Below are 17,826 nucleotides of genomic sequence, written 5' to 3'. Positions count from 1 at the left end.
GTTAAATCTCTCCTTTAAAATTTTTTTGTAAAAAACGATAAACTTCTTCTTTATCTTCACATTGAAAAAAAGCCAATAGTGATGAACGGTCTGTCGTGTTAATAAAATCCATGATAGTCGCTAAAAGACCCGTTTGTTCAATACCGTTTTCATTTAAAATCATGAAAAGAAAGGAAACAGAGAGCGTTTCATCTGGGATAATCATGTTATGAAATGATAAGGATTGTTTCAATTTAATCGGGATAATTCTTGTCGTCCGTACAAAGGTACTTTCGGTATGCGGAATGGCGATATTCGGTAGTGCAGGATCAATCGGTGTTAAACTTAAACCAGTCGGATAGTTATGTTCTCGTTCCAATAAATTAGTTAGAAAATCAGGTGTAACTAATTTCTTTTTTAACAAGTCTAAATAAACTTCTTCAAAAACTTCTTCTTGTGTTTTTTTGTTTGAAATATAGGTAGTATCTAATGAAAAAATCGATGTTTTAATAACCATAGAACCCCTCGTTTCTTTAATATACTATTATTTATTTACAAGTATAATATAAAACGCTTTCAAAAAGATGTCAACACAATATTAAACAATAATAAACAAAAAAGAAAATAAATGTTGAATAAAGTTCGATATTGTTTTATTATGTTTTCGAGAAGGGGATTTGAGTTTAAAGAAAGGGACAGAATTTTAATAGTAGATACACGAGGTAAGGAGGAAAACAAAATGCGTGTCATACTTGGTTCAGATTTAGATGGAATAAAATTAAAAGCAGAAATGAAACAATACTTATTGCAAGAAAAAGTTGAGGTAATCGATAAAAGTGAAAGTGCTTCGGAAGACTTTATAGAAGCAACGCTTGCTGTTGCTCATGAAGTTTTAAAGGATACTGAAAGTTTAGGAATCGTTTTTGATGGTTATGGGGCAGGTAGTTTTATGACTGCTGCTAAAATTAAAGGAATGATTGTCGCTGAATTGTCAGATGAGCGTTCTGCATATATGGCGCGAGAACACAACAATGCTCGGATGATCACGGTGGGCGCAAAAATTGTTGGAACGGAACTAGCCAAAAACATAATAAAAGAATTCTTAACAGGTCATTATGCAGGCGGGCGTCATCAAATACGTGTAGATATGTTAAATAAAATGGCTTAACAAATAATAGAAAGGAAGCGTTTTTATGAGAATTGCCATTGGTTGTGATCATATTGTGACGGATACCAAAATAGCAGTTTCTGATTTTTTGAAAGCAAAGGGATATGAAATTTTAGATGTAGGCACGTATGATTTTACTCGAACTCACTATCCTATTTTCGGAAAAAAAGTGGGAGAAGCCGTAATGAGCAATCAGGCTGATTTGGGTATATGTATTTGCGGAACAGGCGTTGGAATTAACAATGCGGTTAACAAAGTGCCGGGTATCCGTTCTGCTTTAGTTCGCGATATGACTACAGCGTTGTATGCGAAAGAGGAATTGAACGCAAATGTTATTGGTTTCGGTGGGAAAATAACAGGAGAATTCTTGATCTGTGATATCGCTGCTGCCTTTATTGAAGCACACTATCATCCAACAGAAGACAACGAACAACTAATTGAAAAAATTAATCAAGTTGAAAAACAACATCCAGAACAACAAGATGCGCACTTTTTCGATGAATTTTTAGATAAATGGCAACGAGGAGTCTATCACGATTAGTACGTAATCAATGAGGGTTATTTGAGAAAGCGGTCTTAAATAATAATCATTGGTATTTGAGTTAAATTCCCCTTCAGTAATTTTTATTGCTGTTTTAATGTGGCACTGTAAAGAGCATTATTAAGAAAAAGAAGTAACAAAGGAACAAATTGAAGGCTATACAGGTAACCATAAAAAGTACACGAGAAAAGAACTCGTGTACTTTTTATGGTTTCGCTGCTTGTTTTATTTTAGTAATTATTTTTCTATAAAAATAGTCCCAGAATTATTAAAATAATCCCGATAACTAAACTGCCGATGCCAGAAGCCGTACCATATTTTTTACCTAAATTTATATCAGTAGTATTTTTAGGAATCAAGTTTGAGAAAAAATACAATTTTTTTACCAAGATTAGATATGCAACAAGTAAAAGTAATAATTCTAAGAGAAGATAACTAAGATTTTCAGCTAATAAATCTAGATGAGCTAATAACAATATCCCCAAAAAGAGGCCTACCAATCCATATTTCATCGTTTTTTCTTTTACTGACATATAAATATCCCTACTTTACTTTTTAATTTATCAAGAGCATAAAACCATAGATTCGATATAAGTTCATTTTGTTGTATCCAAAAGAGGATGACCTGGAATGACCTATATAATTAGAAAATTGGAGTGATATATAGTTATTTTACCATAGCTTAAATGAGTTGATTAACTCCGAATAATGTACAACTATGTACACCTATTGTGGGTGGAATGTGTGTTGGGACTTTGCTAACCTAATAGTTGAAAAAATGAATCAATAAATTTAGAAAAGGGACTATTCAAAAGCAACTTTTTTGGGAATTGCTATATTATTTATTTTTTTAAGCGTAATCAACTAAATGTTTTTATGGATAAAGAAAGTCATTGTTCCTTGTCATCAAGCTACAACAGCCAAATTCATTAGAACTTTTTTAGTGAATGACTTTAATTTTAGAAAGGTACTGTTGTTAAACATTCATGCTATCAAAGGAGTGTGAGGCGAACGAAGCAAATATTTTCATTTTATAAAAGTTGTATTATGGACTCTTAAAAAGAGGTGATTTAAAAAATTTTGAAGTGGAAATGTTAAGAAAGGAGAGAGGAAATGACTTATTTAGTTCTGGTCAGTCATGGCGATTTTGCTAGAGGATTAAAAAATTCATTAGGAATGTTTGCTGGCGATGATATAGAGACAGTCAGAGTGTTTGGCTTACAACCTGGTGAATCTACCGATAATTTTGGTAAGCGGTTTCTTTGTGAAGTTGAAAAATTACCGCAGGAAACGAGGCTAATCGTTTTGGCTGATATTGTAGGCGGGAGTCCACTTGCTACTATTTGTAAAGTATTAGATAAGCAAAAAATGCTAGAAAATTCTCTGATTGTTGGAGGAGTGAATTTTCCAATGGCTTTAAATGCGCTTCTATTGAAAGAAACTAGTGAATTATCTGATTTGAAAAAAATGATAGTAGCAGATGCTTGTCATGGTATTAGAGAGTTAACTGTAACTGAAGACGATGTAACTGAAGAGGATATCTAAAGGAGAAGATGAACATGTCAATTTCTTTTGTTCGAATCGATGATCGAATGATTCATGGCTTAATTACTTTACGTTGGACTAAAGAAATGCCTTGTGATGGCATTATAGCTGTGAATGACAAAGCAGCAAGTAACCCTATTTTAAAGGAAGCATATAAAGCAGCTGCACAAGATAAAAAAACCTTTATTTGGACAATGGCGCATTTTTTTGATGTAAAGGATAAAGTATTAGCGTCTAAGTCAAAATACTTTTTGATTACAAAGAGCCCTTTGGATATGAAAAAAATTTTGGTAGATTGGCATTTTGTTCCAAGTGAAGTAAAAATGATTAATGTTGGACCGGGGAATGATCGCGAAGGGACAATTAAATTAGGGGATAACCAATCCTTTACAGCAGAAGAAGCAGCGGCTTTTGAAGAAATTGAAAAGGCTGGTTACAAAGTGGATTTTGCCTTGTTACCTGATCAACGAATTGGTTCTTGGGCGCATTTTAAAGCTAAATTTGGTTACTGATTCTAGAAGTTTTGAAAAGAGGAGAGTAGTATTATGACAATCAACTGGATACAAGCGGCTATTTTAGGCCTATTTGCTTGTCTGTGTTCAAATTCTTGTATGGCTGGACAAGCGGTGGGAAATTATACGATTGGGCGTCCTTTAGTCGGCGGATTAGTTTGTGGCATTATTTTAGGAGATTTAAAATTAGGAATCGCTTGTGGCGTAGCAATGCAATTAGTTTACATTGCTTTGGTCACACCTGGAGGCACAGTGTCTGCTGATGTGCGGGCAATTTCATATATCGGGATTCCTTTGGCGATGGTGGCGATTTCGACCAAAGGGTTAGATCCACTTGGCGGCTCTGCAGCCGACCTGGCTAAATCGGTCGGCACATTAGTTGGAACGATCGGAACGGTATTATTTTATTCTGTTGCCGCGTTAAATTTAGTTTGGCAATCGTTTGGTTGGAAAGATATAAAAAAAGGCAAGCTTGATCATTTATATGCCATTAATTTTGGTTGGCCGTGGATTTCTCATCTACTTTTTTCCTTTTTGCCAACCGTGATTTTAACCTATTTTGGGGCTACGGCTGTTACAGCAATGAGAGATGCATTACCTATGGATGGTCTTGCAATGAAAACGCTTTTTACTGTAGGTGGCATGCTTCCGTGTGTGGGAATTGCAATTTTGTTACGTCAAATTGTTAATAAGAACATTGATTTTGTCCCTTTTTTTGTAGGGTTCACATTAGCTGCTTCATTAAAACTCAATTTAGTCTCAATAACGATTATTGCGCTTCTTTTTGCTGTAATTTTTTATAAAATTGCTTTGATTAAAAACAATACTAAACTGGTTGATTCAACAGGAAGTCTGACGAATGATGATGAAGAGGAGGACATATGAGATGGAAGAGTTGAAAGCAAATAAATTAGACCAAAAAACGTTAAAGCATTCTTTTCATTTATGGTTTTGGGGAGCGTTAACTTGTTTTTCACAACAGCATATGCAAACCTTCGGCTATCTTTCTTCAATGCTTCCTATTATCAAAAAACTTTATCCAAAACATGAAGACCAAGTGAAAGCCATTCAAGCATATACAGCTTTTTTTAACACAAATCCAATGCTTGGAACGGTCATTGTTGGTGTGACTGCTAGTATGGAAGAGGCTAGAGCAAGTAAGAATGAAATTGATGGAGAAACCATTAATGATATGAGGGCAGGATTAATGGGACCAATTGCAGGGATTGGTGATTCATTAGTTGATGGTACCTTGATTCCTATCTTGTTAGGAATTTCCTTAGGAATGTCCACGGGCGGTTCGCCAATTGGTGCCATATTTTATATTATTGTTTGGACGTTAATTTCCTATTTTGGCCAACGCTTTTTGTATTTTAGAGGCTATCATTTTGGCGATAAAGCAGTAAGTTTCTTAGTTGGGAAAGAAGGAGCCGCCGTTAGAGTTGCTATCGGAGTTATCGGTAGTATGGTTGTTGGTGGGGTCCTTGCATCTTGGGTAAATGTAACTACTTCTCTTAAATTAATAGGTGCTGACGGAAAAGTTTTCCTTAAACTGCAAGATAAAATTGACAGTATTTATCCAGGATTATTAACGATACTTGTTACCTTGTTTTGTTGGTGGTTAATGTCAAAAAAACATGTTTCCGCTATTTGGACGATGCTTATTTTAGTTGTTATTTCTCTCGTTGGCGTTTTATTAGGTGTTTTCAATCCAGGATTAACTTACTGAACAATCACCAAAAAGGACTCTAAGTGTTATAGTGAACTGGCTTTTGCAGAAAATCGATGACGAAAAAGCTAATAAATTAAATTCTTACTCTCTAAGACACAGAAAAAATCTTGTGATTAAAATAAAAATATATAAAATAGAAGAAATTTAGAGACTAGCTTCTATTTTATATATTTTTTTGTTTTAGAAATTTAGTTGGTTTATTAGAATTTTAGGAAAAATTTTACGAAAAGTGTCGCAAAAATGGCTCCTAAAAACGGTGCAGTTCCGGGAACAATCAACCCATATTGCCAATCATTATTGGTTTTATTTTTGATTGGTAAAAGTTGATAGGCGATACGAGGACCTAAATCACGTGCTTGATTCATTGCGAATCCTGTAGTACCACCTAGCCCCATGCCGATTGCCCAAACAAGCAAGCCAACAGCAATGGGTAGTTGTGTTTCGTAGGAATGTGCAATCGCTAAAATAGATGTTAAAAAAATGAATGTTGCAAAAGTTTCAACAAAATAGTTTCTTGGTAAATTTCGTTGGTTCGGATTTGTAGAAAAAATATTACGAATGGCGATTGGATCGACACTATCGGCGGATAGCTTGAAATGATCAGCATACATAATATAAACAATGACGGCGCCACAAATGCCGCCTAACATTTCAGCGATGACATAGGGAATGAAGTAAGACCATGGAATCATTCCTAAAATAGCTTGAGCAAGGGCCATTGCTGGATTAATACAGACTCCGCCAAAGACGAACAGAACAACAGAGATTCCAAAAGCCCAAGTAGTGATTGCAAACATGTGACCAGAACCAGCGTATTTTGTTCGTTTTAGGACATCGTCGCAGTGAACACCTACCCCAAATACGATCATTAATGCAGTTCCCATAAATTCTGATAAGATATGATGAAACATAAGATAAAGCTCCTTTAATCAATAGTTTTGTTATTTAATGTTTGGACGAGGCGATAGACTTCCTCGATTGTAAAATTATATTGTTTAGCAATTCGTTCACAATCTTGGTATTCAATAGACTCTTTCAATAGGCCATGATAATGATTTTTTTTAATATGGACCTTACCAAAAGGTGTTTCCAAGATTTTGAAAGAACGGTCCATCACACTACGTTCCATTGTTTGAAAACGCATACCAATTGTAGAAGTATGTTTAAAGAGTAGTTCTGTAAAATATTCTTTTTCCTCTGTTGTTGTTAAAACCGTTAATAGAATGGCACTTCGGTTTTTTTTCATATGAATGGGCGTGAAAAAAACATCTAGAGCACCATGTTCCAATAATAGATCCATTACGTAACCTAACTGTTCAGGAGTTTGATTGTCTATATTTGTTTCAATTTTTAAGACTTGGTCATGGTGTTCTGTCCTCTTTTTTTTACTATGTGTTTCAGTAAAGATTGATCCTCTGAGGGCATTGAACTTGCCTGTTTCCCGTTTGCCAAATCCGTAACCTATTTTTTCAATTAATCGTTGTTCTGGTGCGACAAATAGAGGATTAAGTTCTTTAAAAATAGCTAAGCCAGTCGGTGTGACAAGTTCAGTTTTTATCTCAAAGTCTTGTTGAATGATTAAATTCGTTTCTTTACGTAATTCCATCACCGCAGGAACTGGTATTGGCATGACTCCATGGGCAATTGTGATAGTACCACTTCCATCTGTAATTGGCGTTGAATAGACTTGTTCAATCTCTAACTGTTCCCATAGGATAAAAAAGCCAACGATGTCAACAATTGAATCAATTGCTCCGACTTCATGAAAATGAATAGTGTCAATTGTTTGTTGATGAACAGCAGCTTCAGCTTTTGCAATGTCATAGAAAACATTTTTACTATGTTTTTTTACAAAATTGGACAAGTCGCTTTTTTCAATTAATGTATAAATATCTTTTAAATTTCTAGAATGGCTATGATGATGTGCATGTTCTTTCGTTTCATGATGTTCATTTTCGTGGTGAGGAGAGAGACTGTGTTTTATACCGTAATCCTTTTTTCCATGTTGTAGGAGAACATCGAAATCTGTTCCGTAAATACAACTTTTAGCAATTCGTTGGGCTTGAATGGTGAACCCATCGATGGGAAGTTTTTTTAATTCGATTAACAGTTTGTTTAAATCCCCGCCTAAGTCAAGCAACAATCCATTTAACATATCACCACTAAGACCAGAAAATGGTTCTAAAAATAAGCTTTTCATAGTGAAGACTCCTTTATTTGATTAATCATACTTGCATTATAAGCGGCACCAAACCCGTTATCTATGTTGACTACACTAACGCCAGAGGAACAACTATTTAGCATTCCTAAAAGAGCAGTCAGCCCTTGGAAATTGCTGCCGTAGCCTATGCTAGTAGGGACGGCAATCACTGGCACGCTAACTAGTCCGCCTAACACGGACACCAGTGCGCCTTCCATGCCTGCAATCACAATAACCGCCGAAGCCTGTTGAATCTCATCTAGGTGAGCGAACAAACGATGAATGCCAGAAACGCCTACATCATAGATACGTTTTATTTGATTCCCGAAAGTTTCTGCAGTGATTGCTGCTTCTTCAGCAACGGACATGTCTGACGTTCCAGCAGTAACTATCGCAATATAGTTTTTTGTTGTAGTCTCCATTTGGTTGATAACGAAACAACGTGCAAGTTCATAGTAGGTTCCATGAGGAAAGTTCGACTCTAAAGGTTGGGCTTTTTGTTGTGAAACGCGAGTAACTAAGATTGTATTGTTTTCTTTTCTTAAGCTATTGATAATTTTGATGAGTTGCTCAATTGTTTTCCCTTCCCCATAAACGACTTCTGGATAACCAGTTCTTTCTTTACGCTGCGTATCAATTTTTGCAAAGTCTAATTCGCAAAAGCCATTTAATTTGTTTGTTGCTTCTTCTAAAGATAATTTTCCCTCTTTAAAAGCTCCTAAAATTTCTTTCGGTTGCATAATACAACGCTCCTTATTCCTGATTTCTCAAGGATCATTATTCTACAATGACAGCCAAGCCATCTCGAATCACAGTCACTTTTGCATTTAGACCTTCTCTTTCAAATGCTCGCTCTAACGCTTCATCAAACGTTTTTGCTATTTCCATATGCATCGAAGTGATAAGCTCAGGATCAACAAGATCTGAAACAAAAATTATATGATGATGAACTAAAATTCGCGCTAAAATTTGCGAAGTCCATTGATCTGGCACGGTTTCTAATCGTGGTGTATGGATGGCTGCTTCTAAAAATTCGTTTGGATTTTTAACATTGGCAATATTTTCATAAAAACCTTCACCACCGTGACCATCACGACAACCAGCGACCATAATAATGACACCGCCGTCTTTATTGGTTGCTTCTGCAGCGGTCATCCCTTTAACTGCTTGATAAATATTTTGATCAAGTGGAAATCCGCCGTTCGTTGAAACCGCAATGTCGCAAGGTATTTTTTTGACACGGGCAATTTCTTTTACAAAGTTACAACCAACTTTATGCGCTTCAACCATATCGCCTGCAAAGGAACCAATAATTTTTTTGTCACCATCTAAAACGACATTAACAATAAAAGCTAGATTCGCTTTAGCGGCAGCGTAGACCATATCATTATGAATCGGATTATCCGTTAAATTTCCTGTCCGTGAGTTGGAGGAATCAATAAATTCTCCAGAATGGTTAGCCATGATGGTTTTATAAGAAGCAATTCCAGGTAAAACAGATTTACGTCCACCAGAAAATCCTGCAAAAAAGTGTGATTCAATAAACCCTTCGGCCAGCAGTAAATCTGCTTCTGCTGCAATGCGATTAATGATACAATCGCCCCCTGAAGGTAGTTGACCGATTTTGACCATTGAGGAATCATCAGTAGAGATATGCATAACGATTTCTTCATTCTCTACGATCTCTTTACCATATTTGCTAATCAGTTCTTCTCGTGTAGAAGGGCGATGAAAGCCTGTAGCAACTAAAATCCGGATTCTAGCTGTTTTGTTCACTGAACGAATTCTACGCAAAATAATTGGGGTGATAATATGTGAAGGAACGGGACGTGTGTGATCGGAACTAATGAGGACAATGTCTTTTTTACCCTTAGCTAATTCTTCTAATGGAAGGCTTCCAATAGGATTGTCCAGCGATTTTTCGACTGTTTCTTTCTCAGTATATGGATTTGAAAAATGTTCAGCTTTTGATTCGAGAAGCCCAATAAAATTTTTATCGGGAATTCTTGCAGTAATCATTTTCTTGTCATAAGGTAGGTTAATTTCTACCATAGCAATCATCTCCTAAGTAATATTTTACGAGACTAAGTATAATGAAATTTAGAAATCACACAGTCCTTATTGTGGGTAACATTTGCTAACAAAAGGTTGGTGAGAGTGTTTATAATAGTTAACGAATCAAACAGAAACTTAGTCAAAGGAGTGACAATTATGGAGTCAGATTATCTTACAGCTTTCTTAGATAGAAAGAAGACGCCGATTATCAAAAAAAAACGCCATACTTATCTCGCTTATCATGGATTGGAGGAAGCGTACACCTATGTATTAAAGAAAGGGGTCGTTAAGACGAGTATTATTTTAAAGGATGGACGAGAATTTAATCTGTCGTATATTGTGTCTCCTGACATTATTTCATTGTTACGTGATGAAGTATCAAATTATACATCTGCTCCTTTTAATATCCGCATTGAGTCGGAAGAGGCTAGCTTTTATCGGATACCAAGGACTGTATTTTGGGAATATGTTAGAGAAGATGCTGTTCTTCAAGATTATGTACGGGATTACTACCGAGCAAAATTATCGGAGAGTATTAGTTCCTTACAGAATATGACAATGAATGGTAAGAAAGGGGCTGTTTGTACTTTTATTTACCAATTAATTGATTTGTTTGGTGTACAGACAGAGGAAGGAATATTAATTGATTTTCAAGTAACTAATGAGGATATTGCGGGGTTTTGCGGGATTTCAACGAGAAATAGCGTAAACCGAATTATCCATGATTTAAAAGAGGAAAAAGTCATCGATATCAAAAAACAAAAAATTGTGATTTACGATCAAAGTTATTTAGCTGATTATATTGATCGATAAGATAGGAGTCTGACGAACATGCATATTCCAGAAAATTATTTAAGCCCACAAACTTGCGCAGTGATGGGCGCGATTATGGTACCTGTATGGTACCGCGCGGTAAAAAAAGTTGACGTTCAAATTAAATTAAAAAAAGATACAGGGACCATGTTAGGGATTTCCTCCTCCTTGTCATTTTTAATAATGATGTTTAATTTGCCAGTACCTGGTGGAACAACTGCGCACGCTGTTGGGGCTGTTCTCATCGCATTATTGATGGGACCTTGGGCCGCGACGCTGTCTGTTTCGGTGGCTTTACTATTACAGGCTTGTTTATTTGGTGATGGTGGTATATTAGCTTTTGGTGCAAACGCCTTTTCTATGGCGTTTGTGATGCCATTCGTGGGATATGGAGTTTATAAGCTAGTTACGCGTGTAAAAAAATTTGAAACAATGGGTCTTTTCTTAGCTGGGTATCTTGGTGTAAATGTTGCGGCATTTTCTACTTCTGTATTATTAGGTATCCAACCCTTACTATTCCATGAAGCGAATGGTACGCCACTTTATAGCCCATATGGTCTTTCTATAACTATACCAGCAATGATGAGTGTCCATCTGTTAGTAATAGGAATTGTTGAAGGTCTCTTCACCGTGTGTGTCTATAATTTTGTAAAAAGTGTGTCAAAAGATGCAATTTTTATCGAAGAAAAGAAGAAAAGGACTCCGTTGTTGCGATTAAAGAGACTGTTATTGGTTATGGTAATTTTATGTCCATTAGGTTTGATTGATCATGCCACTGCTTGGGGTGAATGGGATTTATCTGAATTAGTCAAGAATTTAAAACAGAATCATTTACCTGCAGTACAACCAAAAGGTATGGTGAATGGTTTTTCATTTCATGCACTTTTCAGTGATTACTTTATTCCAGGACTGCCATTAGCACTTGGGTATATTTTAAGTGGCGTAACAGCCATAATCGTTTTTTTACTCATTTTTCGTTTATTTAATGGAAGAAGGCAAAGTTGATGCCTGAATGGATGAAAGAATCTTCCACGTCCTTTGAACCTAATAAAAAAGAAACCTTTATGCTTAAAAATCGAAAAGGAATCCTTTTTTTATTAAATAAATTTCAGGTGAGTGGGAAACGCAATAAGACTATTCTCAGTGATATACACCCAGCAATTCAACTGATCAGTACTTTTTTACTAATTGTTTTAATCAGCACAACACAAAAGGTTCTTGTTTTGTGGCTCTTAGGCATCTACCTAGGCATGTTACTTTTAGTTGAAAAACCAACTATTCTACGAAACATTGTCAAAAAAGCTAGTATCCTCATTTTGATGCCGCTGATTATCTATTTACCGATCTTTTTTTTAGGTCAATTTAGTTTATTATTTATTGTTCATTTGTTTTTTTTAGCCATAGCGATTAGTCAATATATGGAAACAACCAACATGAATCAATTTATAGCAGCATTAAAAATCTTTCATTTTCCGAATATAATACTTTTACAATTAGATATTACGATTAAATATATCTTTTTCTTTGGAAATCTCTTAATCCAACTGCTTGCCGCTGTAGAAGCTAGAGCAGTTGGTGGGAATATCCAGTTGAGTACGGGTAGTAATTTAATCAGTCTTATTTCTTTAAAATCTTTTACGTATGGGAAAAAGTTGGACATGGTGATGGAAGCAAGAGGATATACTGGTCAATATTATCGAGTAAAGCAACCATTAAAAACGAAAGATTTTTTGGTTAGTATTGTCTATCTTTTATTTTTCGGGGGGTTGCTTTATTTAGGGAGGAACTAATATGTATCGAGTAAATCATTTGGTTTATCGCTATCAAACGAAGCCTGTTTTTTCGCCTTGTAATTTGGAAATAGCCAGAGGAGAATATCTGGTTTTGATGGGAGATAACGGCAGTGGAAAATCCACTTTTTTAAATTTGCTCGCAGGTTTTTTAAAACCTTCCGAGGGAACGATTTATTTTATGGAACAATCATTAACGGCCTGGAAAAAAGACCCTATTCATAAAAAGAAGTATTATGCTCATTTGGGTATATTATTTCAAGAGACGGACACACAATTATTTAATGCAACAGTTTATGACGAATTGGCATTTGGCCCTAGACAGCTCCAACTATCCGAGCATGAAACAGCAAAAAGAATTAATGATTGTTTGAATTTATTAAAAATTACCCATTTAAGCAATCAAGTACCTTATCAATTATCGGGAGGAGAAAAGAAAAAAGTGGCTTTTGCTAGTCTGTTAGTAATGAATCCAGACGTGTATTTATTAGATGAGCCGTTTGCTGGGTTGACAAAAGAATCGGAAAAATTATTTAAAAAGATAATAAAAAATCTGCATCAACTTGGTAAAACAATTATCCTTTCCACCCATGACTATTTGAGTATTTGCGAGGAAGCTGATTCCATTTTATTGTTTGATTCGGCTGTCACAAGGTACTCAAAGGAAGAGATAGAAGCCAATGCTAACTTGTTACAACATTTAAAACGGTATTAAGTGTACAAATATTGACAATAATTGATACTATGAATCGTGATTTTTTCTAATGTGGAGATGTCTATAATTAATTATGTAAAAGAAAATCAATAGGAGATGGTTTAAATGTCTGTCATGAAAACGAAAGAACAAAATTTAGTTCGCGAATTACAAAAAATGGATAAGTTGGCTGTTGCATATTCAGGTGGAATTGATAGCTCTTACTTGCTAAAAAAAGCTTTGGACACTTTAGGTGCTGAAAATGTACTTGCGGTTGTTGTAAATTCAGAATTATTTTCTGATGATGAGTTTGATAAAGCGGTCGATTTAGCTAATGGATTGGGAGCAAATGTGTTAGGCCTTGAAATGAGCGAATTAGCGGATGATAGAATCGTTGCAAATAACCCTAATAGCTGGTTCTACAGTAAAAAATTATTATATAAAACTATTCGTTCGGCTATTCAGAAAGAGGGATTTGATGTTCTTGCCGATGGGATGATTATGGATGATAATACTGACTTTCGTCCTGGATTAAGAGCAAGAGATCAAGAAGGGGTCATCAGTCCGCTACAACAAGCTAAATTATATAAAATTGAAATACGTCAACTTGCTAAAGACGCAGGTATTTCCAATTGGAGTAAAGTTGCCTCATGTAGCATTGCTTCAAGAATTCCTTATGGCATTAAGTTAACACGCTCAGCTATTGATCAAGTATTTGCTAGTGAAAAATATTTACGGGAAATAGGTTTTCCAATTGTCCGTGTCAGAGCACATCATGATTTAGCACGGATTGAAATTCCAGAAGACAAACTTTCTCTGTTATTAGAAAACAGAGGAAAAATTGCAGATTATCTTAAAAAACAAGGATTTAATTATGTAACTTTTGACTTAGAGGGATTTAAATCTGGCCGAATGAATGATATCCTCACAGAAACTGAAAAAAAAGTTTTTTGTGAATGTTAGACAGATAAGTTTATAAAATTGAGTCGGTGTAACGGAGTCAGGACAGGGGCATTCCGTTACAAAAACCAAGTTTTCTGCTCGATTAGGTCGGTTGTTTTCATTGATTACTCTGCCAGTAGTTTATCAACTTTTAAGCCTAGGAAAAATTCCCTTTGGATTTTTCCTAGGCTTTTTGTCTATTTAATCATTTGATATTTGCTAAAAAGAAATTAGCTGTAGAATTTTTTAAGATTACCAGTGATTGTTCAATTTGAGGAAAATAAATGGATTGTTTGGACTGGTTGATTAGTCGATTATTTTGGGGATTCGTGAGTGAAAGTATTTGCTGTGAATAGTTAAATAACTCAGTGTTTAGTGTGTCTGGCCTAACTGGCGTTAATTTTTTTAAGTAGTGTTGTGTTTTCATAAGTTCTAAAAGAAGCTCTTCCATAGCAGTTTGCATTTCCAACAGTTGATCATTTAGTTGTTTTTGTTGCATTAAGCTTTCAGCGGAGGCATCGTTACTATAAATAGGAGATTCAAGAACAATTTCTTGAATAGAATAGTTTACTCTACGTTGTACTCGATAAGCTAGCACCCAAGCATCACTTGGTAACGTGGTCTCTTCATTGATTAACGCTAGCAAAATAGAGCTGATCGTTTTTGACCAACTATTGATATTTTTACTTAATACTTGACTATGCCATGTTGGGAAAATAAAAAACATAACAAAAGCAATCAGCGCACCAATAATTACATCAAAAACTCTTGTATAGCCTGCAGAACTACCACCTAATGTGAAAGTTAACCAAGTGGTCACACTTAGCATTAGAAATGCTTGACTTAATTTACGGACGCTTTCATACAATATAACTAGCAAACAAGACAATAGCATTGGCCATAAAGGATTTAGGTTTGTTAAGTTAGCAATTAATTGAGACAAAAAGATGCCTAAACAACCACCTAAAATAGAACCAATAGTTCTTGAAGTGATTTTACCGAGTGTACCATGATAACCTGGCATAACCATTAAACAACCAGAAATAACTACCCAGAATTCGTGATTAGCTAAAGGCAAAGGGTACATGTAATTAAGTATAAGCGAACAAAAATGACACACTAAACCTGTTAAAGCTAAACGAATTGCGAATCTAGCAGAGCTGCCTTTGTAAGAATGAAGGATCTCTTTGGCTTCTGCAAGTCCTTCTTTTGTGGGTAAGAAAGATTTAAATGAGATTTTTTTAGAGGTTTGTTTGTTTTGTATCAAAAGGATTGCTGATTTTATTTCGGTGTTTGCTGAAGCAAATTCTTGAAGAGGCAGGGTTAATTGTTCTCCTTTTAAAAAGAGTAGAATTGCTTTTAAAGCAGGAAGATTTTCAGCTGCATTGGTTGAATCTAACGAGCCTGCAATTGCATCTGCTTGTGAAACCAAGGGATAAATCCATGGTGTTTTTTGATGATTGACCCATGGCATCGTTTCAACAGATTCGCGTACTTTTATTCTGAAATGGACATAGCGTGCGGGGTTTCCTTGTGCTAATAAATATAATTGTTCATATAAATCGGCTACTAATTTTCGTGCTTCATTATTTTGCGGCTTAGAATAAAGACAATAGAACAAACAAAGGATGGACATACCTAAAATTATTGCACCCAGACCTTCAAAAGTTTGACCAATAGACAAATTGCCTTTTAATTGCGCACCAGCTAGTAAAGAAATGGTCCCAAAGAGACATCGAATATACAGACCAATACTAAAGTTTCTTACAATCCCTGAAAAATACAAACCAAGGACGAATAATAAAATAATGAATATACTTGACGACTGTAAAAGTATCCCCAGACTGGCACCAAGAAAAATCATTAAAATACCATCTATGGCACTTCTTTGTGGAGAGCTATGTCGTGGTAAGACACAAATTACAGTGCCCAAAAAGCTACCAACATTTACTAAAACAAAAGCGAAAGGAAAGACTATTGTTAGAACAGCACCAACAGTATTTGCAATAATGATACTAAGAACAAGGGCAAACCAGTTCTGTCTTGTATCAAAAGTTAGTATAGGGCGACTATACGCCCAAGACGATTCTAAGAAGACCTCAAAAAATTTTTTGATAGATAATTTCACAAAACATTCCTTCTTTAAAAATTTATTAAAAGCTAAAAAATTATTCCTCTGCTAGTATACACCTCTAATTTTTTTTTTCAAATTTGCTCTTTTTAAGAAAACTCACAATTATAAGCCAACATTAAGTTTAGCCATATATTTTTGTTGAATAAATTCTGTAAGCTCATGCCAACTTTCTTCATTTTCAATGGAATCTAAGTAGAAAATATCTTGATTAGAAGTAGCTTTTTCGAAGGAATCTGTGATGATGATATCCGCATTTGTGAAGTCTTCGGTAATAGAGATTGCGTTTGTATTATATAAGGAGGATAACCGTGTTTTAATAAAATAACTTGCATAAAAATCTTTGATAATTTGTAAATAGATTCTCACTTGTACTTTTTTTTCGGACACAGACAATGTGTAAAGCAGTTGACTGAGTAACTCTAAATGCGTTTCTTGGTGAACTAATTTTGCCACCGTTCGTTTTATTCGATTAAAGTATGCCACATCTGACGGAGTACAAATTTCTGGCTGCGGTAAATAAAGTGTTAAAAAAGTATAATAATTGCCCTCCGTTAAAAAGTACCAAGCATTAAAAATAGAAAGATAGTAAACGTATTGATAATCATGCTGATTTGTCAGTAAGTAGGCTACTTGCTTAAATAATTTTTTTGATAAGACACAATAAGGATGGTTAGATTCTATAAATAATTTTTCTATTTGTTTCGTTTGCTTTTCCGAAAAGATATAAGGGATAAAAATGCGAGATAAAAAATTAAAGTATAAAATTTCAGTTTTTCTTGTTTCGCATTGAATGTCAGCGAAGGAGTGTTCAAGAAAAAATAAAGTCACATGACTGTATTGATTGATCAGAATAAAAAAAGAATGCAGGTTTTTAGAGTGCGGCATCTTTAAGAAGTTTTGTGCACTTGTTCTAGTTTTAAATATCGCATATAAAATATAAAACGCTCTTTTCTTCATTCGGACATTTTTATAGGATCGTTCAAGAAGTTCATCGGGTAGACTTTTTTTTATTTCTTCAAGACTTATTTTAGAAAAAGGCCAAGCCAATTCTTGAAAGGAATCTTGTAGGAAAATGAAAGAAAACACTCGAATCGATAATTCATTGCCAGTTAATTGATAAATACCCTTAATACTAACGATCACTATATCAAAAATTTTAAAAAAGTTATTCAGTTGTTTCGTGATTTTTACCAGATAATGTTCAGAAATATATAAAACTTTAATTAATTCGTTTTTATCAATGGAAGAATGTGTGACCAATTGTACGCAATAATTAAATTGTACATTGTTTTTTAAAAGATTAAGTTTTAACGTGTAGGCGTATTCGACCGCGCTTTTTCGGTACGCTGGATTTACACAAACAATGCCATTATTGTTAGAGACAATAAAATGTTGGATTTGATAAGTATCCTCGAATTCTTGATTTATTTTTATCAGATTTTCTTTGACCGTTCTTTTTGAAATTTTTAAATTGGAAGAAATTTCATTTAATGACGTATGAGCTCGCTTCACTATATAAAATAAAATTTCTAGCTCATTCGTTAGGTAGGATGGAAACATGTTATGGACCTCCAAAAGTAAAATTTAGGTTCATTGTAGTCTACTTTCTTTAAATTTTTGTATTGATATGTTAACACAAGCGCAATAAGAAGCGGCCATCACAATTAATGTACAGCCTTATACATTAATTGTGTGTGGCAAAGCAATTTCAATGTTGATAA

General features: G+C 34.8%; 19 protein-coding genes. 11 read left to right on the top strand and 8 right to left on the bottom strand.

Annotation, left to right across the window (positions count from 1 at the left end; all coding sequences use genetic code 11):
• Window position 1: 1 nt before the first annotated feature.
• On the bottom strand, window positions 2–496 hold the full coding sequence (locus tag IGK03_RS08075; protein ID WP_002357187.1) for a PTS sugar transporter subunit IIA: 495 nt from the start codon (window positions 494–496) through the stop codon (window positions 2–4).
• A 222-nt stretch (window positions 497–718) separates the two neighbouring features.
• Here IGK03_RS08075 and lacA point away from each other — a divergent pair, with 222 nt between their 5' ends.
• Window positions 719–1,147, top strand: a complete 429-nt coding sequence (gene lacA, locus IGK03_RS08070) for a galactose-6-phosphate isomerase subunit LacA (RefSeq protein ID WP_002357188.1) — start codon at window positions 719–721, stop codon at window positions 1,145–1,147.
• Window positions 1,148–1,172: 25 nt separating this feature from the next.
• The gene (lacB, locus tag IGK03_RS08065; RefSeq protein ID WP_002357189.1) at window positions 1,173–1,688 is read left to right on the top strand and encodes a galactose-6-phosphate isomerase subunit LacB; all 516 of its coding nucleotides are present in this window, start codon (window positions 1,173–1,175) and stop codon (window positions 1,686–1,688) included.
• A gap of 245 nt (window positions 1,689–1,933) precedes the next feature.
• Here lacB and IGK03_RS08060 read toward each other — a convergent pair whose 3' ends face one another.
• Window positions 1,934–2,221, bottom strand: a complete 288-nt coding sequence (locus tag IGK03_RS08060) for a hypothetical protein (RefSeq protein ID WP_430602214.1) — start codon at window positions 2,219–2,221, stop codon at window positions 1,934–1,936.
• A gap of 580 nt (window positions 2,222–2,801) precedes the next feature.
• Between IGK03_RS08060 and IGK03_RS08055 the strand changes: the two genes are divergently transcribed.
• Genes IGK03_RS08055 through IGK03_RS08040 form a run of 4 tightly spaced genes read left to right on the top strand, consistent with a single transcriptional unit; the run spans window position 2,802 to window position 5,474 of the window.
• Complete coding sequence (locus tag IGK03_RS08055) at window positions 2,802–3,233, top strand: PTS sugar transporter subunit IIA (RefSeq protein ID WP_049095599.1); 432 nt, start codon at window positions 2,802–2,804, stop codon at window positions 3,231–3,233.
• A 14-nt stretch (window positions 3,234–3,247) separates the two neighbouring features.
• Window positions 3,248–3,745 carry a PTS system mannose/fructose/N-acetylgalactosamine-transporter subunit IIB gene (locus IGK03_RS08050; RefSeq protein ID WP_002357192.1) on the top strand — a complete coding sequence of 166 codons (498 nt, stop codon included), beginning with the start codon at window positions 3,248–3,250 and terminating at the stop codon, window positions 3,743–3,745.
• 33 nt (window positions 3,746–3,778) lie between these two features.
• Entirely contained in the window at window positions 3,779–4,630 is an 852-nt protein-coding gene (locus tag IGK03_RS08045) for a PTS mannose/fructose/sorbose/N-acetylgalactosamine transporter subunit IIC (protein ID WP_002357194.1), read from the top strand.
• A complete protein-coding gene (locus tag IGK03_RS08040; protein WP_002394543.1) occupies window positions 4,605–5,474 on the top strand; it encodes a PTS system mannose/fructose/sorbose family transporter subunit IID in 870 nt (289 codons plus the stop codon). Before IGK03_RS08045 ends, IGK03_RS08040 begins: the two co-directional genes overlap by 26 nt.
• 203 nt (window positions 5,475–5,677) lie before the next feature.
• Here the strand turns inward: IGK03_RS08040 and larD are convergent, their stop codons facing one another.
• Genes larD through larA form a run of 4 tightly spaced genes read right to left on the bottom strand, consistent with a single transcriptional unit; the run spans window position 5,678 to window position 9,729 of the window.
• Window positions 5,678–6,388, bottom strand: coding sequence for a D/L-lactic acid transporter LarD (gene larD, locus IGK03_RS08035; RefSeq protein WP_002357197.1), 711 nt, complete (start codon window positions 6,386–6,388; stop codon window positions 5,678–5,680).
• A gap of 14 nt (window positions 6,389–6,402) precedes the next feature.
• Window positions 6,403–7,677 (bottom strand): nickel pincer cofactor biosynthesis protein LarC, encoded by a 1,275-nt coding sequence (gene larC, locus IGK03_RS08030; protein ID WP_002374601.1) that lies wholly within the window; start codon window positions 7,675–7,677, stop codon window positions 6,403–6,405.
• Window positions 7,674–8,417 (bottom strand): nickel pincer cofactor biosynthesis protein LarB, encoded by a 744-nt coding sequence (larB, locus tag IGK03_RS08025; RefSeq protein ID WP_002362000.1) that lies wholly within the window; start codon window positions 8,415–8,417, stop codon window positions 7,674–7,676. The genes larC and larB overlap by 4 nt, the downstream gene beginning before the upstream one ends.
• Window positions 8,418–8,454: 37 nt before the next feature.
• Window positions 8,455–9,729 carry a nickel-dependent lactate racemase gene (gene larA / locus IGK03_RS08020; RefSeq protein ID WP_202334857.1) on the bottom strand — a complete coding sequence of 425 codons (1,275 nt, stop codon included), beginning with the start codon at window positions 9,727–9,729 and terminating at the stop codon, window positions 8,455–8,457.
• 159 nt (window positions 9,730–9,888) lie between these two features.
• Here larA and IGK03_RS08015 point away from each other — a divergent pair, with 159 nt between their 5' ends.
• The 5 genes from IGK03_RS08015 to larE all read left to right on the top strand — a co-directional run bounded on the left by IGK03_RS08015 (window position 9,889) and on the right by larE (window position 13,992).
• A complete protein-coding gene (locus IGK03_RS08015; protein ID WP_002361998.1) occupies window positions 9,889–10,545 on the top strand; it encodes a Crp/Fnr family transcriptional regulator in 657 nt (218 codons plus the stop codon).
• 18 nt (window positions 10,546–10,563) lie between these two features.
• Entirely contained in the window at window positions 10,564–11,550 is a 987-nt protein-coding gene (gene cbiM / locus IGK03_RS08010; protein WP_002374603.1) for a cobalt transporter CbiM, read from the top strand.
• Entirely contained in the window at window positions 11,550–12,335 is a 786-nt protein-coding gene (locus IGK03_RS08005) for an energy-coupling factor transporter transmembrane component T family protein (protein WP_010709508.1), read from the top strand. Before cbiM ends, IGK03_RS08005 begins: the two co-directional genes overlap by 1 nt.
• Before the next feature lies 1 nt (window position 12,336).
• On the top strand, window positions 12,337–13,050 hold the full coding sequence (locus tag IGK03_RS08000) for an ABC transporter ATP-binding protein (RefSeq protein WP_002361995.1): 714 nt from the start codon (window positions 12,337–12,339) through the stop codon (window positions 13,048–13,050).
• A 105-nt stretch (window positions 13,051–13,155) separates the two neighbouring features.
• The gene (gene larE / locus IGK03_RS07995) at window positions 13,156–13,992 is read left to right on the top strand and encodes an ATP-dependent sacrificial sulfur transferase LarE (protein ID WP_002394537.1); all 837 of its coding nucleotides are present in this window, start codon (window positions 13,156–13,158) and stop codon (window positions 13,990–13,992) included.
• A 184-nt stretch (window positions 13,993–14,176) separates the two neighbouring features.
• Here the strand turns inward: larE and IGK03_RS07990 are convergent, their stop codons facing one another.
• Together IGK03_RS07990 and IGK03_RS07985 are read right to left on the bottom strand one after the other, a co-directional pair.
• Complete coding sequence (locus IGK03_RS07990; RefSeq protein WP_202334856.1) at window positions 14,177–16,099, bottom strand: FUSC family protein; 1,923 nt, start codon at window positions 16,097–16,099, stop codon at window positions 14,177–14,179.
• A gap of 108 nt (window positions 16,100–16,207) precedes the next feature.
• On the bottom strand, window positions 16,208–17,665 hold the full coding sequence (locus IGK03_RS07985; protein WP_010710266.1) for a helix-turn-helix domain-containing protein: 1,458 nt from the start codon (window positions 17,663–17,665) through the stop codon (window positions 16,208–16,210).
• Window positions 17,666–17,826 lie beyond the last annotated feature (161 nt).

Origin of the sequence: Enterococcus sp. DIV2453a, assembly GCF_050533535.1 — a bacterium.
Classification (GTDB): Bacteria; Bacillota; Bacilli; order Lactobacillales; family Enterococcaceae; genus Enterococcus; species Enterococcus faecalis.
Note: the sequence above shows the minus strand (reverse complement) of the source record. Positions and strands in the feature narration are given on the sequence as shown.